Source organism: Streptomyces sp. RPA4-2, from assembly GCF_012273515.2.
GTDB lineage: Bacteria > Actinomycetota > Actinomycetes > Streptomycetales > Streptomycetaceae > Streptomyces > Streptomyces kaempferi.
This window is the reverse complement of record NZ_CP050975.2, coordinates 2,849,085-2,874,885: the sequence shown is the minus strand read 5'-3', so window position 1 is coordinate 2,874,885 and position 25,801 is coordinate 2,849,085. Positions and strand designations below refer to the sequence as shown.

The 25,801-nt window shown below is 70.4% G+C and carries 21 protein-coding genes; 8 read left to right on the top strand and 13 right to left on the bottom strand.

The genetic code is table 11. The features are described from left to right. Nucleotide 1: 1 nt before the first annotated feature. From HEP85_RS12305 to panB, 3 genes are all read right to left on the bottom strand, one after another. Nucleotides 2-826, bottom strand: a complete 825-nt coding sequence (locus HEP85_RS12305) for an ABC transporter permease (RefSeq protein WP_168527833.1) — start codon at nt 824-826, stop codon at nt 2-4. Next, complete coding sequence (locus tag HEP85_RS12300; RefSeq protein WP_168527832.1) at nt 823-1,851, bottom strand: ATP-binding cassette domain-containing protein; 1,029 nt, start codon at nt 1,849-1,851, stop codon at nt 823-825. Before HEP85_RS12300 ends, HEP85_RS12305 begins: the two co-directional genes overlap by 4 nt. A 195-nt stretch (nt 1,852-2,046) precedes the next feature. Next, nucleotides 2,047-2,934 (bottom strand): 3-methyl-2-oxobutanoate hydroxymethyltransferase, encoded by an 888-nt coding sequence (panB, locus tag HEP85_RS12295; protein ID WP_168527831.1) that lies wholly within the window; start codon nt 2,932-2,934, stop codon nt 2,047-2,049. A gap of 370 nt (nt 2,935-3,304) precedes the next feature. Here panB and HEP85_RS12290 point away from each other — a divergent pair, with 370 nt between their 5' ends. From HEP85_RS12290 to HEP85_RS12275, 4 genes are all read left to right on the top strand, one after another. Beyond that, nucleotides 3,305-4,897 (top strand): MFS transporter, encoded by a 1,593-nt coding sequence (locus HEP85_RS12290; protein WP_168527830.1) that lies wholly within the window; start codon nt 3,305-3,307, stop codon nt 4,895-4,897. Nucleotides 4,898-5,008: 111 nt separating this feature from the next. Further along, nucleotides 5,009-5,629: a TetR/AcrR family transcriptional regulator gene (locus tag HEP85_RS12285; protein ID WP_168527829.1), complete on the top strand. Its 621-nt coding sequence runs from the start codon at nt 5,009-5,011 to the stop codon at nt 5,627-5,629. A 221-nt stretch (nt 5,630-5,850) separates the two neighbouring features. Beyond that, nucleotides 5,851-6,888 (top strand): endonuclease/exonuclease/phosphatase family protein, encoded by a 1,038-nt coding sequence (locus tag HEP85_RS12280; protein WP_168527828.1) that lies wholly within the window; start codon nt 5,851-5,853, stop codon nt 6,886-6,888. A gap of 206 nt (nt 6,889-7,094) precedes the next feature. Further along, on the top strand, nt 7,095-8,318 hold the full coding sequence (locus tag HEP85_RS12275) for an MFS transporter (protein ID WP_168527827.1): 1,224 nt from the start codon (nt 7,095-7,097) through the stop codon (nt 8,316-8,318). Between the two features lie 4 nt (nt 8,319-8,322). Here the strand turns inward: HEP85_RS12275 and HEP85_RS12270 are convergent, their stop codons facing one another. The 4 genes from HEP85_RS12270 to HEP85_RS12255 all read right to left on the bottom strand — a co-directional run bounded on the left by HEP85_RS12270 (nt 8,323) and on the right by HEP85_RS12255 (nt 14,115). Continuing rightward, nucleotides 8,323-10,377, bottom strand: coding sequence for an NAD(+) synthase (locus HEP85_RS12270; protein WP_211117936.1), 2,055 nt, complete (start codon nt 10,375-10,377; stop codon nt 8,323-8,325). A 163-nt stretch (nt 10,378-10,540) separates the two neighbouring features. Further along, nucleotides 10,541-12,481, bottom strand: a complete 1,941-nt coding sequence (locus tag HEP85_RS12265) for a protease pro-enzyme activation domain-containing protein (protein WP_168527826.1) — start codon at nt 12,479-12,481, stop codon at nt 10,541-10,543. A 324-nt stretch (nt 12,482-12,805) separates the two neighbouring features. Next, nucleotides 12,806-13,438 carry a DUF305 domain-containing protein gene (locus HEP85_RS12260; RefSeq protein ID WP_168527825.1) on the bottom strand — a complete coding sequence of 211 codons (633 nt, stop codon included), beginning with the start codon at nt 13,436-13,438 and terminating at the stop codon, nt 12,806-12,808. 5 nt (nt 13,439-13,443) lie between these two features. After that, nucleotides 13,444-14,115: a DUF3105 domain-containing protein gene (locus HEP85_RS12255; RefSeq protein ID WP_168527824.1), complete on the bottom strand. Its 672-nt coding sequence runs from the start codon at nt 14,113-14,115 to the stop codon at nt 13,444-13,446. A gap of 181 nt (nt 14,116-14,296) precedes the next feature. Here HEP85_RS12255 and HEP85_RS12250 point away from each other — a divergent pair, with 181 nt between their 5' ends. Then, nucleotides 14,297-14,731 (top strand): Rrf2 family transcriptional regulator, encoded by a 435-nt coding sequence (locus HEP85_RS12250; protein ID WP_168527823.1) that lies wholly within the window; start codon nt 14,297-14,299, stop codon nt 14,729-14,731. A 72-nt stretch (nt 14,732-14,803) separates the two neighbouring features. Here the strand turns inward: HEP85_RS12250 and HEP85_RS12245 are convergent, their stop codons facing one another. After that, nucleotides 14,804-15,997: a globin domain-containing protein gene (locus HEP85_RS12245; RefSeq protein ID WP_168527822.1), complete on the bottom strand. Its 1,194-nt coding sequence runs from the start codon at nt 15,995-15,997 to the stop codon at nt 14,804-14,806. A gap of 330 nt (nt 15,998-16,327) precedes the next feature. Here HEP85_RS12245 and glnA point away from each other — a divergent pair, with 330 nt between their 5' ends. Further along, the gene (gene glnA / locus HEP85_RS12240) at nt 16,328-17,689 is read left to right on the top strand and encodes a type I glutamate--ammonia ligase (RefSeq protein WP_168527821.1); all 1,362 of its coding nucleotides are present in this window, start codon (nt 16,328-16,330) and stop codon (nt 17,687-17,689) included. Between the two features lie 7 nt (nt 17,690-17,696). On the opposite strand, the gene HEP85_RS12235 is transcribed toward glnA, so the two are convergent. The 5 genes from HEP85_RS12235 to HEP85_RS12215 all read right to left on the bottom strand — a co-directional run bounded on the left by HEP85_RS12235 (nt 17,697) and on the right by HEP85_RS12215 (nt 24,371). After that, complete coding sequence (locus HEP85_RS12235; RefSeq protein ID WP_369657695.1) at nt 17,697-18,377, bottom strand: TetR/AcrR family transcriptional regulator; 681 nt, start codon at nt 18,375-18,377, stop codon at nt 17,697-17,699. Then, nucleotides 18,374-19,363: an alpha/beta fold hydrolase gene (locus HEP85_RS12230; protein ID WP_168533552.1), complete on the bottom strand. Its 990-nt coding sequence runs from the start codon at nt 19,361-19,363 to the stop codon at nt 18,374-18,376. The genes HEP85_RS12235 and HEP85_RS12230 overlap by 4 nt, the downstream gene beginning before the upstream one ends. 1,799 nt (nt 19,364-21,162) lie before the next feature. After that, nucleotides 21,163-21,573, bottom strand: a complete 411-nt coding sequence (locus HEP85_RS12225; RefSeq protein WP_211117933.1) for a PPOX class F420-dependent oxidoreductase — start codon at nt 21,571-21,573, stop codon at nt 21,163-21,165. Nucleotides 21,574-21,726: 153 nt separating this feature from the next. Beyond that, nucleotides 21,727-22,629 carry an NmrA family NAD(P)-binding protein gene (locus HEP85_RS12220; RefSeq protein ID WP_168527819.1) on the bottom strand — a complete coding sequence of 301 codons (903 nt, stop codon included), beginning with the start codon at nt 22,627-22,629 and terminating at the stop codon, nt 21,727-21,729. 167 nt (nt 22,630-22,796) lie between these two features. Then, nucleotides 22,797-24,371, bottom strand: a complete 1,575-nt coding sequence (locus HEP85_RS12215; protein WP_248002472.1) for an MFS transporter — start codon at nt 24,369-24,371, stop codon at nt 22,797-22,799. 247 nt (nt 24,372-24,618) lie between these two features. Between HEP85_RS12215 and HEP85_RS12210 the strand changes: the two genes are divergently transcribed. Continuing rightward, complete coding sequence (locus HEP85_RS12210) at nt 24,619-25,251, top strand: TetR/AcrR family transcriptional regulator (RefSeq protein ID WP_168527817.1); 633 nt, start codon at nt 24,619-24,621, stop codon at nt 25,249-25,251. 145 nt (nt 25,252-25,396) lie between these two features. Further along, the gene (locus tag HEP85_RS12205; protein WP_168527816.1) at nt 25,397-25,798 is read left to right on the top strand and encodes a DUF6221 family protein; all 402 of its coding nucleotides are present in this window, start codon (nt 25,397-25,399) and stop codon (nt 25,796-25,798) included. The last annotated feature ends 3 nt before the right edge of the window (nt 25,799-25,801 follow it).

Below are 25,801 nucleotides of genomic sequence, written 5' to 3'. Positions count from 1 at the left end.
GTCAGCTCTTGGTACGGAACTTGTGGATCGCGATCGGCGCCATGACCACGGTGAGCCCGGCCGTCCAGGCGAGTGTCACCCACAGGCTGTGGGTGACCGGGCCGCCCACCATCAGGCCGCGCGTGGTGTCCGCGAGCGAGGACAGCGGGTTGTAGTCGGTGAAGGCGCGCAGCCAGCCGGGCATGGTCCCGGTCGGCGAGAAGATCGACGAACCGAACTGCAGGGGCATCAGGACCAGGAAGCCCATCGCCTGCACCGACTGCGCGTTCTTCATCGTCACACCGAGGACCAGGAAGATCCACATCAGGGCGGAGCCGAAGAGGACGGAGAGCCCCACCGAGGCGAACAGGCCCGGCCAGTTGGTGATGTCGAAGCCGACCAGCACGCCGACGATCAGGAGGATCGTCGTGGCGACGAGCATCCGCATCAGCTCCACCACGATCTTGGCGAAGAGCACGGAGCCCTGGCCGATCGGCAGGGTGCGGAAGCGGTCCATCACACCGGTCTGGAAGTCCTGGTTGAAGCCGGTGCCGACGGCTGTCGCGATGTTCATGGCCGTCATCGCCATCAGACCGGGCACGACGTACTGCACGTACGCGTCCTGGCCGCCGCCCAGGGACTGTCCGATGGAGCCCCCGAAGACGTACACGAACAGCAGGGTGAAGACGACCGGCATCAGGACGGCGTCGAACATCGACTCCGGGTCCTGGCGGATCCACAGCAGGTTGCGGCGGACGAGGGCGCCGATGTGGCGCGCGTGCGCCCGGGGCGAGATACGCGGGTCGCCCTGGGCGGCGAGGGGGGCTTCGGCGACAGCGGTGGTCATGCGGAGACCTCCTCGTAGGCGCGGGCGGGGGCCTGGTCCTGCGGGGCACTGGCCTTGTGGCCGGTGAGGGACAGGAAGACCTCGTCCAGACTGGGCAGTTCGGTGGAGATGGAGGCGATCGTGATGCCGCGCGCGCTGACCGCGCCGACCACGGCCGTGAGCTGTTCGTCGCTGAGGATCGGCACCACGACGGTGCCGGTCTCGATGTCCACGGCCGTGGCCGCGAGACCGGTGAGGCCCAGCTCGTCGAAGAGGGAGGCCAGCGGACGCAGCTCCAGCGGGTCCAGCGGGCGGATGCGCAGCGTACGGCCGCCGACCCGTGCCTTCAGGTCGTCGATCCGGCCGTTCGCGATGACCTTGCCGCGGTCGATGACCGTCAGCTCGGAGGCCAGCTGCTCCGCCTCCTCCATGTACTGGGTGGTGAGCAGTACGGTCGCGCCGTCCGCCACCATCCGCTTGACCTCCTTCCACACCTCGTTGCGGGTGCGCGGGTCGAGGCCGGTGGTCGGCTCGTCCAGATAGAGGACGGACGGGTGGCCGATCATGGAGGCGGCGAGGTCGAGACGGCGGCGCATACCGCCGGAGTACGTCGACGCGGGGCGCTTGGCGGCGTCGGTGAGGGAGAAGCGCTCCAGGAGCTCGTCGGCGCGCCGGCGGGCCTCCTTGCGGGGCAGGTCGAGCAGCCGCCCGATCATGTACAGGTTCTCCCAGCCGGGGAGCTTCTCGTCGACCGAGGCGTACTGGCCGGTGAGGCCTATCACCCGGCGGAGCTGGCGGGGCTGGGTGAGCACGTCGTAGCCGGCCACCGTCGCCCGGCCGGCGTCGGGTGTGACCAGGGTGGACAGGATGCGGACGAGGGTGGTCTTGCCGGCGCCGTTGGGACCGAGCACGCCGAGGACGGTGCCTTCGTGGACGTCCAGGTCCACGCCGTCCAGTGCCTTGGTCTCGCCGTAGTGCTTGACCAGCCCCCGCACGGTGACGGCGCTGCGGGCGCCGGTGCCGGGGTTCTTGTCGATTCGCGTCATGCCCACAAGATGTCAGTGCCCACCGACAAACCGCCTACAGGGTGCCTACAGCCCCCTGCGGCCACCGACAGGCCGCCGACAGCGGCCGCCGACGGGCGTGCGCACCCCGCCGTCCGGGAACGGCGACAGCCCGCCGACGGGGGAAGTTCGGCGGGCTGTCTTCGTGCCGCAATGGCTCGGTGGGGCCTGGTGACGCTAGTGGACGGAGTGCTCCTCGAGGGGGAACGTTCCGCCGACGACGTCGTCGGCGAACGCGCGGGCCGCGTCCCCCATGACCGTGCGCAGATCGGCGTACTGCTTCACGAACTTCGGCACCTTGCCACCGGTGAGGCCGAGCATGTCGGTCCACACCAGGACCTGCGCGTCGGTCTCCGGTCCGGCGCCGATGCCGACGGTCGGGATGTGCAGGGTGCGGGTCACCTCGGCGGCGAGCTCCGCCGGGACCAGCTCCAGGACGACGGCGAACGCACCCGCGTCCTGGACCGCCTTGGCGTCGCGCAGCAGCTGCTGGGCGGCTTCCTCGCCGCGGCCCTGGACGCGGTAGCCCATGGAGTTCACGGACTGCGGGGTCAGGCCGATGTGCGCCATGACGGGGATGCCGGACTCCACGAGCAGCTCGATCTGGCGGTGCGAGCGCTCGCCGCCCTCCAGCTTCACCGCGCCGACCCCGGCCTCCTTGACCAGCCGGGTGGCGGAGCGCAGGGCCTGGACCGGACCCTCCTGGTACGAGCCGAAGGGCAGGTCGCCGACGATGAGGGCGCGGCTGGTGCCGCGGACGACCGCGGCGGACAGCATCGTCATCTCGTCGAGAGTGACGGGCACGGTCGTCTCGTACCCGAGGTGGCAGTTGCCGGCCGAGTCGCCGACGAGCATCACGGGGATACCGGCCTCGTCGAAGACGGACGCGGTCATCGCGTCGTAGGCGGTGAGCATGGGCCACTTCTCGCCGCGCTCCTTGGCCGCGGTGATGTCGCGGACCGTGATGCGGCGGGTGCTCTTGCCTCCGTACAGCGCCTTGCCGCTGTCGGTGGTGGCCCGCGCACCGTCCGCGGGCTGCTTCGGGGCAGCCGAGAGCTGCGTCATCGCAACGGCTCCTTCTGTCATCTCGAGGCGCCCTGACGGCGTCCCCGGATCCCCACCATGGTGGCACCTCGTGCCAACGGGGGCCAGACCAGGTCGAGCGACACGCGTCTCATCCTCCGCCCCAGGGGTCCGCCTTTCCATGGATTCGTCCCCCGCGGCCCAGCTCTCCGGGGCCGGTTCCAGGGGGCCAGGGGCCGGTTCCCGAGGGTTCGGCTCTCCGGGTCGGACTCGCGCCGGCCGCCCGCCGTTGCACCCGTCGGATGGTCCGTACGCCCCATCTGTCCGGTTGGTCCGGGCCGCTTCGCAAGGTCTCCGTAAAGGATTTACGATACGATACGGTTCCGTATCGAATCTCGTTAGGCTCCCGCACATGACAACTCCCGCTGCCCCCGCCGAACGGCGTGTGCCCGAAGCGGTGCATCGGCGCCGCTGGGCCATTCTCGGCGTGCTCATGCTCAGCCTGTTGATCGTGGTGCTGGACAACTCGATCCTCAACGTCGCGATCAAGACGATCTCCACCCCGGCACCCACCGGACTCGGCGCCACGCAGAGCGAGCTGGAGTGGGCCATCAACGCCTACACACTCGTCTTCGCCGGGCTGCTCTTCACCGCGGGCCTCCTCGGCGACCGGCTCGGCCGCAAGAAGGTCCTGCTCGCCGGTCTGGCCGTCTTCGGAGTGGGCTCGGCACTGGCGGCGGAGTCGGGCTCGCCCGTACAGCTCATCGTCTTCCGCGCCGTCATGGGCTTCGGCGCGGCCTTCGTGATGCCCGCCACCCTCGCCGTCCTCATGAACGTCTTCGAGCGCGAGGAGCAGCCCAAGGCCATCGGCATCTGGGCAGGCGGCGTCGGTCTCGCCATCGCCATCGGCCCGATCACCGGCGGTGTGCTGCTCGCCCACTTCTGGTGGGGCTCGGTCTTCCTGATCAACGTGCCGATCGTGATTCTCGCGCTCGTCCTGATGTTCTGGCTGGTCCCCGACTCCCGTGACCCGAACCCCGGCCGCGTCGACCTGGTCGGTGTCGTCCTGTCCGTCATCGGGCTCGTGCTGCTCGTCTACGGCATCATCAAGGGAGGCCAGCTGGCCTCCTTCACCGACGCGACGGTCCTCGCCACCATCGGGGCCGGAGTCGCCGTCCTGGTCGCCTTCGTCGTCTACGAGAAGCGCAGCGACCATCCGTCCATCGACGTCACGTACTTCAAGAACAAGGTCTTCTCGGCCGCCATCGCCGCCATCGCGCTCGTCTTCTTCGCGCTGATGGGCGTGACCTTCTTCTCCGTCTTCTACACGCAGAGCGTGCGCGGCTACTCGCCGCTGAAGACCGGTGTGCTGATGCTGCCGCTCGCCGCCGCCCAGCTCATCTTCGCGCCGCGCGCCCGCCTCGTCGTCGACCGCATCGGCAACCGGGCCACGTGCACGGGAGGCCTGCTGCTGCTCGCCGCGATGCTCGGCGCGTTCGCGACACTGAAGGCGGACACCCCGATCTGGCTCCTCGAGGTCATCTTCTTCCTGATGGGCACCGGTATGGCGCACATCATGACCCCGACGAGCGTCGTGATAATGCAGGCCCTGCCGCGCGAGAAGGCCGGCTCCGCCTCCGCCCTCAGCAACGTCTTCCGCCAGGTCGGCGGCGCGCTGGGCATCGCGGTCCTCGGTTCGGTCCTCTCCTCGGCCTACCGCAACGGCATCGAGGACAAGCTCTCCCTCCTGCCGCCCGGCCTGCGCCACACCGCGGGCGAGTCCATCGAGGCCACCCTCGGGGTCGCCGCCAAACTCGGCCCCCGGGGCGACGCCCTGGTCACCCCGGCCAACGACGCCTTCCTGCACGCCATGCACGTGACCGCCCTGTGCGGCGCGGGAGTGGCGATCGTGGGCGCCGTCATCGTGGCCCTCTTCCTGCCGGGCCGTCCGCCCACCCCGCAACAGGACGAGGACCGGACGGAGTTGGTGACCGCGGAGCACTGACGGAGGGACGCGGCGGGGCACCCCCTTGCATCGGCAGCGGGTGCCCCACACGCCGTACACGCCGCAGACCGGGAAGAACCACCAGGGCAGGACGAAGGAACGGAGCGACACGTGAACCTCGCTGACAGCCGGGAAAGGCACGAGGGTTCCCCCCGGGGGCGCCCCCGCAGCGAGGCCGTGGAACGCTCCATCATCGAGGGCGCGGTGAAGCTCCTGGAGGACGGTGTCCCGCTCGCGGACATCTCCATCGAGCGTCTGGCGCGCACCGCGGGCGTCGGCAAGGCGACCATCTACCGCCGGTGGAGCGGCAAGGAGGAACTCTTCGTCGACGTCATGCGCGCCACCGAGCCCCCGGACGCCGAACTCCCGGGCACCTCCATGCGCGACGATCTGATCGCCCTTCTGGAACCGCTGCGCCGGCGGGGTCTGGCCAGCCGCTCGTCGGCGCTCCTGCACAACGTCTACGCCCAGATAAAGACCAGCCCGAAGATCTGGGCGGCCTATCAGGCCACCGTCATCGAACCGCGGCGCCGGACCACCTTCGAAGTCCTGCGCCGCGGACAGCGCGACGGCGAACTCCGCGACGACGTGGACATAGAGGTCATCAACGACCTCTTCGTCGGACCCATGCTGGTGCGCGCCGTGATGCGCCCGGAGGCCGAACTCCCCGAGGACCTCGCGGAGCAGATCGTCGACGCGGTGCTCACGGGGCTCCGCCCGCCCGGACGTTAGTCCATCTGTTCGGCCGTTGGTTCACCCGGCCGGCCGATGGGCCGAATGTGCGCGTTTCGTCACAGAGGGCGCGCTTCACTCCCGATTCGGAACTCCGGACCCCGAGTTGTTCGTCCTCGTGCCCGTACGGCCGTCATGGGACGGCAGGAACGGCACCGATCATCCCCTAGGGTCGTAACCGCGGGGCTGACGGTGTGCACGGCAGGTTGTGAGGCGACGGTATGGCGCAGGCGTATATGACGGAGACGGGCAGTGGCGACTCGGGGCCCGAGCGCCGAGGACCCCGTTTTCGGCGCCTGCTGGACAGATGGCGCGGCGACCGCGGCATCTGGCGCCGCGGCCTGCTCCTCGCCGCGCTCGCGCTGCTCCTCGCGCTGGTGATGCTGCTGCACGCGCAGATCCCCAACCGGATCGGCAACCTCGGCAGCCTCACGGAGACGTTCCTGCCGTGGCTGGGCCTGTTCGTCCCGGTCCTGCTCGCTCTCGCGCTGGTGCGGAAGTCCGCGAGCGCCCTGATCGCCGTGCTGCTCCCCGCGATCGTCTGGCTGAACCTCTTCGGCGGACTGCTCGTCGACAGGACCGGCAGCGGCGGCGACCTCACCGTCGCCACGCACAACGTCAACGCGGAGAACCCCGATCCGTCCGGCACCGCACGCGACGTGGCAGCCTCCGGCGCCGACGTGGTGGCCCTGGAGGAACTGACGGCCACGGCGGTCCCGACGTACGAGAAGGCGCTGGCGGCCACCTACAGGTACCACTCCGTGCAGGGCACCGTCGGGCTGTGGAGCAAGTACCCGCTGACCCGGGCCAGGCCCGTGGACATCAAGCTGGGCTGGACGCGGGCGATGCGGGCGACGGTGGCCACGCCGGACGGCGCCGTCGCCGTGTACGTCGCCCACCTGCCCTCGGTACGGGTGAAGCTGGAGGCCGGGTTCACCGCCCGTCAGCGCGACCGCAGCGCCGACGCGCTGGGCGAGGCGATCGCCGACGAGCCGCTGAAGCGGGTCGTCCTGCTCGGCGACCTGAACGGCACGATGAACGACCGCGCGCTGAACGGCGTCACCTCGCAGATGCGCTCCACGCAGGGCGCGGCGGGCAGCGGCTTCGGGTTCAGCTGGCCGGCGTCGTTCCCGATGGCCCGGATCGACCAGATCATGGTCAAGGGTGTCGAGCCGGTGACCTCCTGGACGCTGCCCGAGACCACCAGCGACCATCTCCCGATCGCCGCCCGTGTGAAGGTCGCGGCAACCGGGTCTTAACCTGCTGGAATACTGGGCCTGAGAGAGTTTGTTCCATAGCTGAACTTACAAAGCCCGTGCACACCGGTGTGCACGGGCGTCTCCGTGCGCGCCGAACGGCCCCCGGCGCCGGCCGGTCCGGTCCGTCCGCGTCACCTCGCCCGTAGGCCGCCCCCGTTCCGCTCAGCCCGGCTGTTCCACCCTCCGCTCCCTTGAAAGGCCCCTTCATGCCCCTGGCCCTGCTCGCCCTCGCCGTGGGCGCCTTCGGCATCGGAACCACCGAGTTCGTGATGATGGGCCTGCTGCCCGACGTCGCGGACGACCTCCACATATCCCTCCCCGCCGCGGGACACCTGGTCTCGGCGTACGCGCTCGGCGTGGTGATCGGCGCCCCGCTGCTCGCGGCGGCCACCGCCCGTATGTCCCGCCGCAAGGTCCTCATCGGCCTCATGGTCCTCTTCGTCGCGGGCAACGTGCTCTCCGCGCTCGCCCCCGACCAGCACTGGCTGCTCGCCGCCCGCTTCCTCAGCGGTCTGCCGCACGGCGCCTTCTTCGGCGTCGGCGCCGTCGTCGCCACCGGTCTCGTCGCGCCCGAGCGCAAGGCGCGCTCCGTCTCGCTGATGTTCCTCGGGCTGACCGTCGCGAACATCGTGGGAGTGCCGGTGGCCACGTTCATCGGCCAGCACTTCGGCTGGCGGGCCACCTTCCTCGGGGTCGGCGTGATCGGTCTGGCGGCGATCGCCTCGCTGGCGCTGCTCATCCCGCACGACCACACCCACGCCGCCACCGGCGGTCTGCGCGGCGAACTGGCGGCCCTGCGGTCCCTTCCCGTCTGGCTGGCCCTGGGGACGACGGTGGCCGGCTTCGGCGCGCTGTTCTCCGCGTACAGCTACATCACGCCGATGCTCACCGAGTCCGCCGGGTACACCGAGTCCAGCGTCACCCTGCTGCTCGCGCTGTTCGGCGTCGGCGCGACGGTGGGCAACCTGGTGGGCGGACGGCTGGCGGACCACTCCTTGCGCGGCACGCTCTTCGGCGGTCTCGCGTCCCTGGTCGCGGTGCTCGCCCTCTTCCCCCTGCTGATGTCGGCGCAGTGGAGTGCCGCTCTCGCCGTCACCCTGCTCGGCACGGCCGCCTTCGTCACCGGCTCGCCGCTCCAGCTGATGGTCATGGAGAAGGCCTCCGCGGCCCCGTCGCTGGCCTCGTCCGCGAACCAGGCCGCGTTCAACCTCGCGAACGCGGGGGGCGCGTGGATCGGGGGGCTCGCGCTGGCGGCGGGGTTCGGCGCCACCTCCCCGGCGCTCGCGGGAGCGGCCCTCGCCGTGCTCGGCCTGGCCGTCGCCGGGACGGCGTACACGGTCGACCGCCGCCACCGGGCCGCCCAGGCGGTCAGCCCCGGCCGTCTGGTCGCCGCTCACGTCCCCGACCGGCCGGAGACCGTGCTGCGCTGAACGGTCAGCCCTCCGTCTCCGGCGGGTCGAAGCGGGCCAGGTCACGCAGCCAGGTGCGGGCCGAACTGTCGGACGGCGCGCGCCAGTCGCCGCGCGGCGAGAGCGAACCGCCCGCCGAGACCTTCGGCCCGTTCGGCATCGCCGAGCGCTTGAACTGCGCGAACCCGAAGAAGCGGCGGCAGAAGACCTCCAGCCAGCGCCGGATCTCAGGGAGGTCGTACGCGACCCGCTCGGCCTCGGGGAAGCCGGGCGGCCAGGCGCCCGCGTCCGGGTCGCGCCACGCGTGCCAGGCGAGGAAGGCGATCTTCGACGGCCTGAACCCGTAGCGCAGCACGTGGAAGAGCGTGAAGTCGTGCAGCGCGTACGGGCCGATCTTCGACTCGGTCGACTGCATCTCCTCGCCGGGGACCAGCTCCGGGCTGATCTCCGTGTCCAGGATCGCGGCGAGCGTCCGGTCGGTGTCCTCGCCGAACTGACGGCTGCCGATGACCCAGCGGATCAGATGCTGGATCAGGGTCTTCGGCACACCCGAGTTGACGTTGTAGTGACTCATCTGGTCGCCCACGCCGTACGTGGACCAGCCGAGCGCAAGCTCCGACAGGTCGCCGGTCCCGAGCACGATGCCGCCGCGCTGGTTGGCGAGCCGGAACAGGTAGTCGGTGCGCAGTCCGGCCTGCACGTTCTCGAAGGTGACGTCGTACACGGGCTCGCCGGACGCGAAGGGGTGGTCCATCTCCTTCAGCATCAGCCGGGCGGTCGGCGTGATGTCCAGCTCGGCCGCGGTGACGCCGAGGGAGCGCATCAGCTCGTGCGCGTTGCCCTTGGTGTGGTCGCTGGTGGCGAAGCCGGGCAGGGTGAAGGCGAGGATGTCGCTGCGCGGGCGGCCCGCCCGGTCCATCGCGCGGGCCGCGACGATCAGCGCGTGCGTGGAGTCGAGCCCTCCGGACACCCCGATGACGACCTTCGGGCCACCGATCGCCGCGAGCCGCTGCTGGAGCCCCGCGACCTGGATATTGTACGCCTCGTAGCAGTCCAGGGCCAGCCGGTCGGGGTCCGCGGGCACGAACGGGAAGCGCTCGACGCGACGCCGCAGGCCCAGGTCGCCGGCCGGCGGGTCGAGCCGGAACGACACCGTGCGGAAATCGGCGGTGCGGGGGGTGTGGGTGCGCCGGTTGTCGTCGAAGCTGCCGGTCCGCAGCCGTTCCTGCCGCAGCAGGTCGAGGTCGACGTCCGCCACGGCGAACTGGTCGTCGAGCGGGAAGCGGTCGGACTCGGCCAGCATCGCCCCGTTCTCGTAGATCATGGTCTGTCCGTCCCAGGACAGGTCGGTGGTCGACTCGCCCAGGCCGGCCGCCGCGTAGACGTACGCGGCGATGCAGCGCGACGACGCCGAACGGCACATCAGCTTGCGGTCCTCGGCCCGGCCGACGGTGATCGGACTGCCGGAGAGGTTGGCGAGGACGGTGGCGCCCGCCAGGGCCGCCTCGGCGCTCGGGGGCACCGGCACCCACATGTCCTCGCAGATCTCCGTGTGCAGCACCAGGCCCGGGACGTCGTCCGCGGTGAACAGCAGGTCCACACCGAACGGCACGGACTCCCCGTCGACCCGGATCGTGCCGCCGCGCTCGTCGTCGCCCGCGGCGATCTGCCGGCGCTCGTAGAACTCCCGGTAGTTGGGCGGGTACGACTTGGGTACGACACCGAGGACGCGGCCGCGGTGCACGATCACCGCGCAGTTGTAGACCCGGTTGCGGTGGCGCAGCGGGGCGCCCACGACCAGGACCGGCAGGAGTTCCGCCGACCCCGCCACCACGGTCCGGAGCGCCTCCTCGACCTGGTCGAGCAGCGCGTCCTGGAGCAGCAGGTCCTCGATCGAGTAGCCGCACAGTCCCATCTCCGGGAAGACGGCGACGGCGACACCCTCCCCGGCGCACCTGCGCGCCTGGCGCAGGACCGCCTCGGCGTTGGCGAGCGGGTCCGCGATGACGGTGTGGCCCGTGCAGGCGGCGACGCGTGCGAAGCCGTGCTGATAGAGCGACCGGAAGTTCAGAGAAGGCACCCGCCCAGTGTAATCGTCAGAGCGACGCGATGGGGGCCTGGGGCGTGTGGCGGGCCCCCGTCGACGGCGGACGCCGGCTGCGGAGAGCGCCGTGCGGGGCCGGACGCGACGATGCGCCCGCCTCCCCTGGGGAGGCGGGCGCATCGTCCGTGCAGGCCGGTCGTCAGCGACGGCTGAACGAGCTGACGTAGCCCGGGGCGGGGGAACCCACGCCGGTCACGTCGTCGTAGCCCTTCACGGCTGACAGCGAGCTGTCCTTGCCGAGGCTGCGCACGGAGATCAGCAGACCCCCGGACGCGTCGAACGAGTTGGCGAAGTCCACACGCGCCACGGCGAGTCCGGAACCCTTGGGGTTGTCCGTGACGTCGTGGTACGCCTTGGAGCCGTACTTCGCGTAGATCGACGGGTTGGCGAAACCGATCGCCTTGCCGCCGCGCGCCTCCTGGGCCAGGGCCTGGACGGCCGCGATCACCGGCGCGGCGAGCGAGGTGCCGCCGATCCGGTACTCGCTGTACTGCTGCGACCCGTCCGGGAAGGTCTGCGTCTGGCCGACGCGGAAACCGGTGTTGGGGTCGGCGATCGCCGCGATGTCCGGCACGGTACGCATGGCCGTGGTGCCGTTGGCCTTGGCCAGCGCGCCCGGTACGACGCCCTTCTGGTAGAAGGGCTGCGCCACGGTCTTGCTGGTGCCGCCGCCCGCGCCCGAGGTGAACGCGCCCGGGAAGCCGGTCCAGCTCTTGCCGTCGGCCGACAGCGAGGCCTTCTCGGTACCCCAGCCGGTCTCGAACTGGTACTTGTCGTTCTTGCCGACGGCCAGCGAGGTGCCGCCGACCGCGGTCACCCACGCCGAGTTGGCCGGGGTGTCGACCTGCTTCGTACCGGTGTTGGCGACCTCGTCGCCGTTGTCGCCGGAGGAGAAGTAGAAGCCGATGCCCTCGACCGCGCCGAACTGGAAGACCTGGTCGTACGCGGCGGCGAGGTCCGGGGTCTGGTTGGCCTCGATGTCGCCCCACGAGTTGGAGACGATGTCGGCCAGGTGCCCGTCGACGATCTTGCTGAGCGAGTCGAGCAGGTCGTCGTCGTAGCAGGAGGCGGCACCCACGTACGTGATGTTCGCCCCGGGCGCGACCGCGTGCACGGCCTCGACGTCGAGGGTCTCCTCGCCGTACCAGCCGGCCGCGCCGCACTCCTCGGTCTTCGTGTAGGTGCCGGGCAGCACCTGACGCAGCTGACTGGTGGAGTACTTCGCGTCACCGTGCTTCTTGGCGTACGAAGCCGCGTCGAACGCGATGGTCGGCGAGGCGTACGCGTCGGTGATGGCGACGCGGACACCCTTGCCGGTGTGCTTGCCCGCGCCGTAGGCGGCGCGCAGCTGCTTGCCGGTGTATCCCTGCACCGCGTACGGGATCTTCTTGCCGTACGCGTCCGGCAGCGTGCTCGCGGTGTTCGAGCCGTAGTACGAGGAGAACGGCCCGGCGTTGCGGAACACCGCGTCCGGAGGCGGCAGGGTGTCGTTGTGCGTCGCCTTGTGCGGGGCGTTGTCCAGGCCGGTGACGGTCAGGACGGCGCCGTTCAGGGCGGACGGGACGGAGGCCGACCCGGCCGGAGCCCGGTAGGTCTTCCCGCTCTTGGTGTAGTTGTGCAGCTGGGTGCCGAACGCCTTCTCGGCGGCGGCGACGTCACCGGTGACGGAGACGTAGTGCTGCGTGCTGCCGGTGACCTTCAGGCCGGCCGACTTCAGCCACGAGGTCACCTCGGCGACCTGTGCCTTGGTGGCGCCGAAGCGGGCCTGCGTCTGCTCGGCGGAGAGGTACTTCCCGTACGAGGCAGACGCCGGGTCGGCGACGGCCTTGGCATACGCGGCAAGGCCGGCGGCGTCCCGGCCCGCGAAGTAGACCCGGGCGGAGACCTGGGAGCTGTCGGACGCGGCCCCCTTGTCCGCCTTCGCCGTGGCCCACGCGGGCTTGGTGCCCGCGAGGGTGTGCCGGCTCGGGCCGGTCGCGGCGTGGGCCGCGGGTATGCCGAGCGCCAGCGCGCCGGCGAGCAGCGGCAATGTCGCTGCCATGCTCACTCCGGCGCGTACTGCAGCGCGATTGGATCTCATAAAACCCCCTGCGATGCGGTTCGTCGCATGTGCGGTCGTCCGTGATGTGCGAGACCGTGCGCCGAACGCGGGGCACACGGAATGGATCACGCTGGGGTCACTCTGGCGATGAACCGTTCATGCAAGGGGAATGAGAAGGCCAAGGAAACGCCAAGTGGCCGTGATTGAAGGTCATTTGGGACGGTTTGGAGAGAGCCCTCCCGCGGCCGTAGGGATATCCCTCGATTTCGCGCGAAGGGGTTCCCCGCACCCGGGTACAGCCCTGGGGGGTGTTACGAGAGCCCGCCCGCCTCCGGGCGCCCGCCTGGGATTACGGGACAGCCCTCAGTCGCGCGCCTTCGCGCCGCGTGCCTTCAACAGGTCGGCCATCAGCTTGATTTCGGACTGCTGTGCGTCGACCATGCCCTGCGCGAGCTTCTTCTCCACGCCGACCGTGCACTTCTGGACGCAGCCCTCGGCCATGTGGATGCCGCCCTTGTGATGGTCGGTCATCAGCTGCAGGTACAGGATCTCGGCCTGCTTGCCCTTCAGCGTGTTCAGCTTCTTCAGCTCGGTGTTGGTCGCCATGCCCGGCATCAGCGCGCCGTCCTTGCCGGAGGCCATGTCGCCCATGCCCATCCAGGTCATGGGCGGGTCCGCGGACACCTTCGGCAGCTCCCACAGGTCGAGCCAGCCGAGCAGCATGCCGCGCTGGTTGGCCTGCGTCTGCGCGATGTCGTACGCGAGCCGCCGTACCTCCTCGTCGCCCGTGCGGTCGCGCACGAGGTAGGACATCTCGACGGCCTGCTGGTGGTGGACCGCCATGTCCCGCGCGAAGCCCGCGTCCGCGGAATCCGCGGCGGGCGCCCTGGTCCCGGGGTCGTCGCTCTCGGCGACCGCGTACGTGATGGCGCCCGCGGCGACCAGCACCGCCGCCGTGGTGCCCGCGATCCAGCCCGCCTGCCTCATCTGCCTCATCCGGCTCACTGCGCCAGGCCGTTGGTGCAGGCGGCGCCCGGCTCGGGCGTCTGCTTGCCCTGCACGAACTCGGAGAAGAACGTGTTGACGGCCGGGTCGCTCGCACCCGTCACCGTGCGCTGCTTGCCCCAGGCGCTGAGCATGATCGGGTCCTTCTGGTCCTCGACGGGGCTCATCAGGGTGTACGGGGTCTTCTTGACCTTCTCCGAGAGCGCCTTCACGTCGGCGTCCGAGGCCTTGCCGTTGTACGTCACCCAGACCGCGCCGTGCTCCAGCGAGTGCACGGCGTTCATGTTGTTGACCGGCTTGGCGTAGACGTCGCCGTTGCAGTTCATCCACACCTGGTTGTGGTCACCGCCGACCGGGGGCTCCATCGGGTACTTCACGGTCTTGGTGACGTGGTTGCGGGACAGCTTCCCCGACCACGTCCGCACGCCGTCCTTGCCCGCGACGAAGTGCCCGGAGCCGCCGCCCTTGGAATCGCTCGCCGAGGTGTCGCTCTTGTCGGACTGCGACCTGACCAGGACGACACCGCCGACCACGAGACCGACGACGACGACCGTGCCGGCCGTGATCGTGAGGATCCGGTTGCGACGCTCCCGGGAACGTTCGGTCTTGCGCATCTCTTCTATGCGCGCCTTGCGCTGCGCGGAGGTGGTGTTCTTGGCGGAACCCATGGCGAGTCCTTATGGGGATGGGACGGTCGGGTCCGCTGATCGTAATGGGGAGAGGGTGCCCCACAGGCGGTCAGGGCACAGAATGTCCAAAGGTGGGCGCTCCGCGACAACGGCGCCGGCGGTTCCGTACGCCCCGCGCGGATAATTTGAACCTCGGATGCGCATTATTTACGCTGGCGCCATGAGGCTGCTCCGCTCCACCGACCTGGCCCTGCGTGTGCTGATGCGGCTCGCCGTCGCGGGCGACTCGACGCCCACGACCCGCGAGGTCGCGGCGGACATGGACGTCCCCTACACGCATGCCGCGAAGGTCGTCGCCGAGCTCCAGCACCTCGGGCTGCTCGCGGCCCGCCGAGGCCGGGGCGGCGGTCTCACACTCACCGAGGCGGGCCGTACGGCTTCGGTCGGCGCCATCGTCCGGACCTTCGAGGGGGACGGTGACGTCGTCGACTGCGAGGGCGCCGCGCCCTGCCCGCTGCACTCCGCGTGCCGACTGCGGGGTGCGCTGCGGCGGGCCCAGGAGGCCTTCTTCGCCTCGCTGGACCCGCTGACGGTACGGGACATGGTCGCGGCACCGACCGGCCCGCTGCTGCTGGGAATCTCCAGCCGGCCCTGAGGGTCCCGTCTCCTTGCCGGTGCGTGCCGGTGCTTTCCGGAACGGGACCGGCGGTCCTGCCGCGCGCTCCGTTCAGTCCTGGGCGAGCCAGAGGTCGGGCCCGAACACCTCGTAGTGGATGTCGGCGGCGGCCACGCCCTTGCCGAGGAGCTGGGCGCGCACCGCCCGCATGAAGGGCAGCGGGCCGCACAGGTACGCCCGGGTGCCCGAGGCGACCGGCACCGAGGAGAGGTCCGCGCGGCCGGGCAGGCCCGCTCCTGCCCTCTCGGAGTCCCGCTCGTACCAGAAGTGGACCGACGCGTCGGCGAGCTTGGCCGCGTACGCCTCGTGGTCGGCGCGCAGTGCGTGGTCGGCGGGGGAGCGGTCGGCGTGCACGACCGTGACCGGGGCGCGGTGTCCGGTGAGCGCGAGCTGTTCCAGCATGGCGATCATCGGGGTGACGCCGATGCCGGCGGAGGCCAGCAGCACGGGGGCGTCCGTGTCGTCGAGCACCAGATCGCCGTACGGGGCGGAGACCTCCAGGGTGGAGCCGACTCCTGCGTGGGTGTGCAGGTGGTTCGAGACCTCGCCCTCGGGGCTTCCGGCGTCGCGCACCCGTTTGACGCCGATCCGGCGGTCCGGCGAGCCCGGGGCGCCGGCGAGGCTGTACTGACGTATCTGGCGGGCGCCGTCCGGCAGCGTCACGCGGACCGAGACGTACTGGCCCGCCCGGAAGTCCGGCAGCGGCCCGCCGTCGGCCGGACGCATCCGGAACGTGGCGACGTCGGCGGTCTCCTCGTCGCGGCCCACGACCTCCCACGTCCGCCAGCCGGAGGAACCGTCCGCGTGCTGGGCGTACAGCCGCTTCTCCAGGGCGATCAGGGCGTTCGCCATCAGCCAGTAGACCTCGTCCCAGGCGGCCGCGACCTCGGGGGTGACCGCGTCGCCGAGGACCTCGGCGATGGCCGCGAAGAGGTGTTCGTGCACGAGCGCGTACTGCTCGGGAGCGATCCCCAGTGAGGCGTGCTTGTGTGCGATGCGGCTCAGCATGACGTCGGGGCGCTCGTCCGGCCGCTCGACGAGGTGGCCGGCGAAGGCGGCGATGGATCCCGCCAGTGCCTGGCGCTGGATGCCCGAGGCCTGGTTGCCGCGGTTGAAGAGGTCGCGCAGCAGTTCCGGGTGGGCGGCGAACAGCCCCTCGTAGAAGCGGTCGGCGATCTCGCCGATGGCCGCGCCGACCGCGGGGAGGGTGGCGCGCACGGTGACGGTGGACTGCTCGGACAGCATCGGAACTCCTCAAGGTCATGACGGAAGCGGAGGGCCGCGGTCGCGGCTCCCTGGTCCGTACGGCACGGTAGTTAAACTTGCATCTGAGATGCAAATTAAAGTGCGGAGAGAGTCCGGCGGCCGGGCATTACAAGGAGGCGGGTGAGCAGGCAGTATGGGCAACGGAGCGGGACACCTTCCGTATGCGAGGCGTTCACGCCGTGGTCGGCGGGCCGATCATGGTCGGCAACGCGCACGAAATGGTGTTGTGGTGGGATGCTCAGGTGCCCCGACCGTCTTCGAGGCGTGGGAGCAGGCGGCCTGACCAGCAAGGATGGGTGGAAGCGGAAGATGGACAAGCAGCAGGAGTTCGTGCTCCGGACACTGGAGGAGCGGGACATCCGGTTCGTACGGCTGTGGTTCACGGACGTGCTGGGCTTCCTCAAGTCGGTGGCCGTCGCCCCGGCCGAACTCGAGCAGGCCTTCGACGAGGGCATCGGCTTCGACGGCTCGGCGATCGAGGGCTTCGCCCGCGTCTACGAGTCCGACATGATCGCCAAGCCCGACCCGTCGACGTTCCAGGTGCTGCCGTGGCGCGCGGAGGCCCCCGGCACGGCGCGCATGTTCTGCGACATCCTGATGCCGGACGGCTCCCCGTCCTTCGCCGACCCGCGCTACGTCCTCAAGCGCGCCCTCGCGAAGACCTCCGACCTGGGCTTCACCTTCTACACCCACCCGGAGATCGAGTTCTTCCTGCTGAAGGACCGCCCGCTGGACGGCTCCCGCCCCACCCCCGCCGACAACTCGGGCTACTTCGACCACACCCCCCAGAACGTCGGCATGGACTTCCGCCGCCAGGCGATCACCATGCTGGAGTCGATGGGCATCTCGGTCGAGTTCTCCCACCACGAGGGCGCGCCCGGCCAGCAGGAGATCGACCTCCGCTACGCCGACGCCCTCTCCACGGCGGACAACATCATGACCTTCCGCCTGGTCATGAAGCAGGTGGCGCTGGAGCAGGGCGTGCAGGCGACCTTCATGCCCAAGCCCTTCTCCGAGCACCCCGGCTCCGGCATGCACACCCACCTCTCGCTCTTCGAGGGCGACCGCAACGCCTTCTACGAGTCCGGCTCGGAGTACCAGCTCTCCAAGGTCGGCCGCTCCTTCATCGCGGGCCTGCTCAAGCACGCCGCGGAGATCTCGGCCGTCACCAACCAGTGGGTCAACTCCTACAAGCGCATCTGGGGCGGCTCGGAGCGCACCGCGGGCGCCGGCGGCGAGGCCCCCTCGTACATCTGCTGGGGCCACAACAACCGCTCCGCCCTCGTCCGCGTGCCGATGTACAAGCCCGGCAAGACCGGCTCCGCGCGGGTCGAGGTCCGCTCCATCGACTCGGGCGCGAACCCGTACCTGGCGTACGCGCTGCTCCTGGCCGCGGGCCTGAAGGGCATCGAGGAGGGCTACGAACTCCCGCCGGGCGCCGACGACGACGTCTGGGCCCTCACCGACGCCGAGCGCCGCGCGATGGGCATCGAGCCCCTGCCCCAGAACCTCGGCGAGGCCCTCACCCTCATGCAGCGCAGCGAACTGGTCGCCGAGACCCTGGGCGAACACGTCTTCGACTTTTTCCTGCGCAACAAGAAGGCGGAGTGGGAGGAGTACCGCTCCGAGGTCACCGCCTTCGAGCTGCGGAAGAACCTGCCGGTGCTGTAGTCGCTGGTCAGCGGCACTTTTCGCGACGCGGTACGCGGGGCCGGCGGTCATCGACCGCCGGCCCCGCGGCCGTCCTCACCGCCCCTGGGCCGTCTGTGGGCCGTCCGCCCCGGAAGCGCCGTCCTGCCAAAGCGGATTTCGTCCGCCGGGGTTCGAGTCCCTGATCAGGACGTTTCGCTGCGGGACGGTGGTGTGCAGCCGCGGACCATCCCGTGCCGTCGAAGAGCAGATGCAGCTGTCGGGCCAGGCTCTCGGAGTCGGCGTACCCGGCCTCGGCTGCCAGGTCCGTCAACAGGCCGCGCAGCCAGGACCGGTAGTCGGCAGCGGCGCGGCTGATCGAGCTGTTGTCGGCCGTCTCGGAGGTGGCCCGCGCGAACGCGCAGCCGTACTCGGGGTCGGTGAACATCTCGCCTTGCGCGTCGAAGACGCCGGGCAGCCGCTCGCGCGGGGTCCGGAAGCGGGTCAGTGTCCGGGTGATCAGGTCCTGGATACGCGCACTGCGGGACTCCAGGTAAGCGCAGACCAGGCCCTCCTTGCTCCCGAAGGTGTTGCAAGGGCCGGTAACCGGGACACACGTGAAGGGGCCGGCCCGCGCGCCGCGGACCGGCCCCTTCGTACGGCACGCCCGGCGCGGGCGATCGATCGGGCAGCCTGTGTCCAGGCGCTTCGGACCGGGCCTGTCGATCACCGTGGTCCGGGCAACTGCGCCAGGAAGCTCAAGAGTTGCTGGTTGACCTCGTCGGGGCGTTCTTGCTGGGTCCAGTGGCCGCAGCCGGGCAGGATCAGACCGCGCCACAGCTGCGGTGCCGCCTGCTCGACGGTCCGCAGCGTCGCGTCCGGGCCGCGCAGGCCGATGACCATGTCGCGGTCCCCTCCGATGTACAGCGCCGGCACCTCGATCAGGCGGCCGCGGAAGGCCGCGAGCAACTCCCAGTTGCGCTCGATGTTCCGGTACCAGTTCAGGCCGCCGGTGAAGGCCCGGTCGCCGTGGCGGCCGTAGTCGCCGGCGAAGACGTCGATGTCTGCCTGGGTGAGCCAGCCCGGCAGTTGCTGCGGCTCCGGCATCGCATCCAGCAGCGTGCCACCGTCGGGGACGATCCACGGGCCGGGCGGATCGTTGGCCGGATTGTCCCCCGAAGCGCCGGAGAGGATCCGGCGGAAGGTGGCCGCGGGGTCCCGGGCCAGCGCCGCGTCGGCGGCCCCGGGTTTCTGGAAGTTGATCTGGTAGTAGCCTTCGCCGAACTTCTTCCGGGTGATCGACGGCGGAGGCATCCCTCCCGGCAGTATCGGCGGGACGCTCAGGCCCGCCACGGCGCGCACCACGTCCGGGCGCATCATGGCCGTCGCCCAGGCGACAGGGGCGCCCCAGTCGTGGCCGACGAGGACGGCACCCTCCTCGCCCAGCGCGTCGACCAGCCCGATGACGTCTCCGGTGAGATGGAGCAGGCTGTACGCCTCGACGGCTTCGGGCTGCTCACTGCGGGCATAGCCACGCTGGTCGGGGGCGACGACCCGGTACCCCGCGGCGGCCAGCGGGCCGATCTGGTGCCGCCATGAGTACCAGCTCTCCGGGAATCCGTGGAGCAGTACGACCAGCGGGCCCTCACCCTGTTCGGCGACATGCAGCTTGACGCCGTTGACCGTGACGAACGTGTGCTGGATCGTGCCCGACATTGCCACCTCCGAGTAGAGTTTCCGTCCCCCACCAGGCGTTCCTTCCCCCGCGCGCAGTCGGGGCGAAGGAATCGGCCTGTCGGTGTCGGTGTGGCCGAGTTCGACCGCCTTCAGAACATTGCCCTCCTGGTCGATGCCCTCTGCCGGGATGATCTCGGGGTGGATTTCTCCTGGGCTGACCTGACCCGGGAACCGGTCTTCCCACTCCGCGACGCGGTTTTCGTGCTGTTTTTGGACGTACACGGCGGTTTTGGCGGTCGAGTACACCCTCGCTCCCGGGAAGCGGTCGAGCAACGCGGGTGCGCCGAACCAGTGGTCGCCGCGGCCGTGGGTGATGTAGATCGCGGTCAGGTTCTTTTCGAAGGATGCGATCCAGTCGCCGATCACGTGGACGTGTTCGTGTGTCCACGGGGTGTCGACGAGGACGGCCGAGGTGGCGGTCGGCCACAGGGTCAGGTGCGGGGTGGACATGGGCGCGGACGTGACGACGTTGGGCACCGTGTGCAGCGAGTGCGCCTGAATCGCGCGGGCCCTGAGGGTGTCCGGGTAGTTCACCCGCGCGGCCTCGAGCTTGGCGCGGGTGTCCCGCTCGTGCCGCGCGGCTGCCTTGCTCGCCACCCGGGCCGCGCGACGGCCGGCCGCGAACGGATTGTTCGACGCGGCGCGCGCCGTGAGTTGCTGCGACTTGGCGGTGGCGTGCGTGGAGGGCGCGGCGTTGTGCTCCTTCTGCGCGGACACGAGCGCCTTGAGGTGCTCCGGGTGTGCAGCTTGTCCCGGCGGTCCGCCTCAAGATCCCAGCGGGCCGCGAACGGAACGCACACCGGGGCCAGCGAATCCAACGCGCTGTCGGTTGCGTCGACAGCACCGGTTGAACCCCTGCAACCACATCTGACCTCCGATGTTGCAGAGTTGAGGGATGGGGAGGCGTGGGGCCCTGCGCGCACGCGCGCGTACAGCGGTGGAAAAACCGGCCGCGCAACCCCCTCGCGAGGCCCTGTACGGCCGTTCGCGACCCGGGGGGTCCCACCCACACGCGAGGAGGGTCAGGCACCCTACGAGCCGACTGCGACTTCCGCCCGCTCCCGGGGAGGTTCCAGGCCGTAGCCGGTAGAGGGATGGGGTGGTCGGCGCGATGGCCGGCCGCTGCGAGAAAGGCTTGACCGGACTGTTGGGGACGGCGATCCTGTGCTCGCTGCGGGGAGCGGCTCGATACACAGGGGGGTTACATGGCTCAGCGACGTCCAACCGTGTCCGGCTCCTGGGTCCCCGTCGCGTTTCTGGTGGGATGGATTCTGCTCATCGTGGGCGACTTCACCGGTCGCCCGTTGTGGTTGGCGCTCGTAACGCTGTGCTTCCTGCTGCCGGGTTGTGTCGGGGTGTGGATCAGGAAGCCGAAGCGACGCCCCTGAACATGCGGGCTGTCGACGTCCGCGGCCCAGACCGACGAACTCGCGTACCACGGATACGCCGGCCAGCTGGTCAGCCCGCCCCACGCCGCGCAAGTTCCGGCGCAACAAAGCTCAACAAGAAGGCGGAGTGGGAGGAGTACCGCTCCGAGGTCACCGCCCTCGAGCTGCGGAAGAACCTGCCGGTGCTGTAGGGGCAGGTCAGGGACGTTTTTCGTGACGCGGTACGCGGGGCCGGCGGTCGATGACCGGGGCCCCGCGGCTGTCCTCACCGCACTCACTGCCCCTGGGTCGGCGTTGCTCTGATACCGGGGCCGGTCGTCCACGGGGCAGGCTCCCGATCGGCGTCGCCAGACAGAAGATCGCGGGTTCGAGTCACCCCGAGACGGTCAGTCAGTCCGCGAAGGTGCCGACCAGTCGTCGCGGGGTGATCCTGACGACCACCCGCACCAGCTCCGGCGGCAGTTCCAGGTACTCCTCACCCGCGCCGGGCCCCTCGTACTGCTCGGCCAGCGCGACGGCCAGCTTCCGGTCCGGATCCTCGGCCACCGTCGCGGTACCGCGCACCTCCAGGTATCGCAGCGGGTCGGCCCGGTCGTAGACCGTCAGGCTGACCCGCGCGTCGCGCTCCACGTTGGTCACCTTGCGGCGGCCGGCTGCCGAGGAGAGCAGCAGGTCGTCGCCGTCCCGAGCGACCCAGACCACCGAGGTCTGCGGGCTGCCGTCGGGGTTCACGGTGGCCAACACCGCGGGATTCACGTCGTCAAGAAGTCTGCGTGCGGCATCGTTCAACTCGATCGTCACGCCCGCGACCCTAGCCAGGTCGCCAGGCGGCGTCGACCGAAAAATTCTCTGCCGCCGCGCGCGGCCCCCGGGGAGGCCCGCGCGCCCCGGACGGGTACTCGGTGCCGGACTGGCGCACTCGGGACAGGGCGGGGCGCCCTCGGCCGGGGCGTTTCAGCCCAGGTAGAAGTCCTTGCGGGCGGCGACGAACTCCTCGATCGACCGGGCCGGGACCCCCGTGACGCGCTCGACGCCGTCGGTCGTGCGGTCGTAGCGGTTGTCGCGGTGCAACCGGGCCATGGTGGCGACGTGCTGTTCGAGGTGCGGCGGCATCCCCAGCCTGGGGAGCTGGGCCTCCCACCGGTCCTGCGGCATGTCCACGTACGACACCGGACGGCCCAGCGCCCGGGAGAACTCCGCGGCCAGTTCCGTCATGTCGACCGAGCGCGGCCCGGTCAGCTCGTGGACCCGCCCGATGTGCGGAGCCGGGTCGCGGAGCACGGTGGCGATGACCCGGGCGACGTCGTCCACCGCTACCGGCGAGGTGCGTCCGGTGCCGAACGGCAGCGCGATGGTGCCGTCCGCCTGGATCGACCGCGCGGCCAGCATGGTGAACAGCGGAGTGTCCAGGAACGCCGTCGGCCGGATGTGCACCACGGGCAGGCCGGACCAGTTCAGTACCTGCTCCGCCAGCCAGTGCAGCCGCTGCTGGTGCGACTCCTCGGTGCTGGTGGCGGTCATCTGCGACACCGTCATCTGTGACAGGTCGACCAGGGCGTCCAGTCTCCCGTACTCCCTCGCGACGGAGGCCACCACGGTCGCGGCCAGCAGGTGGTCCGGCGAGACGCGCATCGCGAAGTACATCCGCGTCACGCCCTCCAGCGCGGCCGCCACCGTCTCCGGCCGGGTCAGGTCGCCGATGACGACCTCCGCGCCGAGCGCCCGCAGCTCGGCCGTACGTTCGTCCTCGCGACGGACCATGAATCGCACCGGCACATCCTGGACGCGCAAGTGCTCGAAGACCGTGCGGCCCACGCCGCCGGCACCGGGGATGAGAACAAGGTTGTCGGCAACCATCGGTCGATCTCCTTAGGAGTGTGGGAACAGCTGGGTTGAGTTGAGTTGAGGTGCGTTGAGGTGATGCGTCGAGTGAGTTGAGTCAGTCGAGTGAACTGACGAGGTGACGGGGGCGGTTCGTGATCGTCCTCGGGCTCTCGGGGGACGGTTCGTGATCGCCGTCGGGTTCAGACGGTCTGGCGCCGGGTACTGCCGCCGGCGGCCACGGCGGCGTCCTTGCCCGGGAGGAAGACCAGTACGACGACCGCGCCGACCAGGGCGACGGCGGCCGACCCCATCGCGGTGATGTGCATGGCGTGGATGAAGGCGTCGTGCGCGGGCCGCACCAACGACCTGCCGGCCGGGCCCAGCTTCTCGGCGACGGTCAGGGTCGCCTGGACGGATTCACCCGCGGTGTGCCGGTCGGAGGCGGGCAGCGCGCCCAGACGGCCGTCGATGCCGTTGCGGTAGGTGGTGGACAGCAGCGACCCCAGGACGGCGACCCCCATGGCCCCGCCGACCTGCCGGAAGGTGTTGTTGACCGCGGATCCGGAGCCGGCCTTCTCCCGCGGCAGCGACGACATGATCATGACGGTGGCGGGCGGCATCACATGGGCCATTCCCGTGCCCATCAGGAAGAACAGCACCTCCAGCACCCAGATGGGGGTGTCCTGGCCGAGCAGCAGGAAGCCGGCGAAGGCCACGGCGGTCAGGACGAGGCCGCCGGCGCACACGGCACGGGCCCCGAAGCGGCCCACGACCAGCCGGGCCCGCGGGGCGAAGAACATCTGGGAGACGGCCAGCGGCACCACGAGCAGACCGGACTGCAGGACGTTGTAGCCGCGCACGCTCTGGTTGTAGAAGACGCTGAAGAACGTGACGCCCATGAGGGCGAAGAAGACCAGGCCGATGGCGGCGACGGACGCGGAGAACCGCCGGTCGCGGAAGTAGCCGACGTCGAGGGCCGGATGGTCGCTGCGGGCCTCGTACACCACGAAGCCGGCGAGGACCGCCAGGCCGCCGAGTATCGCCGCCCAGGCCTCGGGCCGGGTGAAGTCGCCCAGCTGGCCGCCCTTGATGATGCCGTACACCAGCAGTGCCAGGCCGGCGATCGACAGCAGTACGCCGACCGGGTCGAGCCTGCCGGGCCGGGGGTCCTTGGAGTCGGGGACGATCGCCGCCATCGCCACCATCGCGGCCACCACGATCGGCACATTGACCAGGAAGACCGAGCCCCACCAGAAGTGCTCCAGCAGGACACCGCCGGCGATGGGGCCGGCGGCGATGGCGAAACCGACCACACCGGTCCAGATGCCGATGGCCTTGGGCTGCTCCTTGGGCTCGAAGACGTTCATGATGATCGCGAGGGTGGCGGGCAGGATGAAGGCGCCGCCGAAGCCCATCACGGCGCGGAAGGTGATGAGCTGCCCGGACGAGCCCGACAGCGCGGACAGCACGGATCCCGCGCCGAACACGAGCATGCCGAAGAGCAGCACCTTCTTGCGGCCGAGCCGGTCACCGAGCAGGCCCGCGGTGAAGAGCAGTCCGGCGAAGACCAGCGTGTAGGAGTTGACCGCCCACTCCAACTGGCCCTGGGTGGAGCCGAGTCCGACGGGAGCGGGCTGGGCGATGGTCTTCATCGCCACGTTGAGGATCGAGTTGTCCAGCATCACCACCAGGAGGCTGAACGAGAGCACGGTGAGGATGGCCCAGCGCCGGCGGTGCACCGCCTCGGAAACGCCGTTCCGCCGGGCGGGCGGCACGGGCGGCGTGGACGCCGCGGGCGTGGAGGACTCGGTGGGGGTGGGTGGTGATGCCACGGGTGGTCTCCAGTGCTGGTCGGTGGTTCTGCGATCGCGGGGCCCGGGTCGCCGGCCCTCGGACGGTGGGAGGCGGCGCGTGGTCCTGCTGACCTGCCGGTTGATCCCATCGACGCAAATAGATGTCGCTAGCAATCTAAACGAGGGGTAGGATAGATGGCAAGCCACATCTACTGAGGAGAGTGATTCCATGGGCCGGGTGTCCCGGGCGCAAGCAGAGGAGAACCGGCAGCGCGTCGTAGCCACCGCGTCCCGGATGTTCCGTGAGAAGGGCACCGCGGTCAGCATCGCCGACCTGATGAAGGCCGCCGGGCTCACCCACGGCGGCTTCCACAAGCAGTTCGCCTCCAAGGAGGACCTGATCGGCGAGGCCATCACGCATGCCTTCGAGGAGCAGGCGGGACACTCGGCGGCGACGGCGGAGGCGAAGGCCGAGGAGCGTGCCGTCGAGCGGGAGCACGAGCACGCCGGGGAGCACGCGGCAGCCCGCCGGACGATGATCGAGGACTACCTCTCGGTCTGGCACCGCGATCACGCCGGGGACGGCTGCCCCGTCTCCGGGTTCGCCACCGACCTGGGGCGCGAGCCCGAGCAGGCGGCCGACGTCCGCCACATCTACAGGAACGGGGTGCGCAACCGCGCCGCTCGGGTGGCCACCGGCGACGACGACGGCATGGCCCAGCTCTGCACCATGGTCGGAGCCCTGGTTCTCGCCCGCGCCACCCGGGGCGACGCGCTCTCCGAAGAACTGCTGAAGGCCGCGCGCACGGCCCTCCTCGGGAGCGACACCGGGCGGTCCGAACCGCGGCCGCCCACGGACTGACCCGGCCTCGGGGGGAGGACCGGCCGAGGCGCGGCGTCCGGTCCGTCCCGCCTTGCCCGCGGTACTGACCGCCGCCCAGCACCTCGAGGTGAGGGACGGGCCTAAATCAGGTGCCGGCGCATGCGCCACCGCCGAGGATGTCGCCATGACCGACGACCTGCCGGCGTTCCTCAGGGTGCGCCTCGACGAGGACGCCGGCGTGGCCCGGCGCTGTGGCGAGGCCGGATTCGCCGCGGAATGGACCGCGCACGAGGCCGCAGTCGACTTCGGCCAAGGGGATACTGGCGGATTTCCCACCATGATCGCGCTGCACGTGGCCCTGCACGATCCCGCCCGTGCGCTGCGCGAAGTCGAGGCCGAGCGACGTGTGTTGGACCGGCACACGCTCAGTCCGGCCGAAGAGGATCCCGAGCGCCCTTGGGGCGAGCGTGACGACTGCCGGTTCGACGGTGACCTCTGGCCGTGCGACGACCTGCTCGATCTCGCCCTCCCGTACCAGGGACACCCCGACTTTCCGGAGCGCTACAGGCCGAACCGCGGTCCGTGACCG

Bases quoted from the DNA above. Each gene is read 5' to 3' on its own strand.
- HEP85_RS12245 (WP_168527822.1), bottom strand. From the start codon at position 15,997: ATGCTGTCCGAGCAGTCCACCGTCACCGTGCGCGCCACCCTCCCCGCG.
- HEP85_RS12305 (WP_168527833.1), bottom strand. From the start codon at position 826: ATGACCACCGCTGTCGCCGAAGCCCCCCTCGCCGCCCAGGGCGACCCG.
- HEP85_RS12260 (WP_168527825.1), bottom strand. From the start codon at position 13,438: ATGAGGCAGATGAGGCAGGCGGGCTGGATCGCGGGCACCACGGCGGCG.
- glnA (WP_168527821.1), top strand. From the start codon at position 16,328: ATGGACAAGCAGCAGGAGTTCGTGCTCCGGACACTGGAGGAGCGGGAC.
- HEP85_RS12290 (WP_168527830.1), top strand. From the start codon at position 3,305: ATGACAACTCCCGCTGCCCCCGCCGAACGGCGTGTGCCCGAAGCGGTG.
- HEP85_RS12255 (WP_168527824.1), bottom strand. From the start codon at position 14,115: ATGGGTTCCGCCAAGAACACCACCTCCGCGCAGCGCAAGGCGCGCATA.
- HEP85_RS12220 (WP_168527819.1), bottom strand. From the start codon at position 22,629: ATGGTTGCCGACAACCTTGTTCTCATCCCCGGTGCCGGCGGCGTGGGC.
- HEP85_RS12300 (WP_168527832.1), bottom strand. From the start codon at position 1,851: ATGACGCGAATCGACAAGAACCCCGGCACCGGCGCCCGCAGCGCCGTC.
- HEP85_RS12250 (WP_168527823.1), top strand. From the start codon at position 14,297: ATGAGGCTGCTCCGCTCCACCGACCTGGCCCTGCGTGTGCTGATGCGG.
- HEP85_RS12210 (WP_168527817.1), top strand. From the start codon at position 24,619: ATGGGCCGGGTGTCCCGGGCGCAAGCAGAGGAGAACCGGCAGCGCGTC.
- HEP85_RS12280 (WP_168527828.1), top strand. From the start codon at position 5,851: ATGGCGCAGGCGTATATGACGGAGACGGGCAGTGGCGACTCGGGGCCC.
- HEP85_RS12275 (WP_168527827.1), top strand. From the start codon at position 7,095: ATGCCCCTGGCCCTGCTCGCCCTCGCCGTGGGCGCCTTCGGCATCGGA.
- HEP85_RS12265 (WP_168527826.1), bottom strand. From the start codon at position 12,481: ATGAGATCCAATCGCGCTGCAGTACGCGCCGGAGTGAGCATGGCAGCG.
- HEP85_RS12205 (WP_168527816.1), top strand. From the start codon at position 25,397: ATGACCGACGACCTGCCGGCGTTCCTCAGGGTGCGCCTCGACGAGGAC.
- HEP85_RS12230 (WP_168533552.1), bottom strand. From the start codon at position 19,363: ATGTCGGGCACGATCCAGCACACGTTCGTCACGGTCAACGGCGTCAAG.
- panB (WP_168527831.1), bottom strand. From the start codon at position 2,934: ATGACGCAGCTCTCGGCTGCCCCGAAGCAGCCCGCGGACGGTGCGCGG.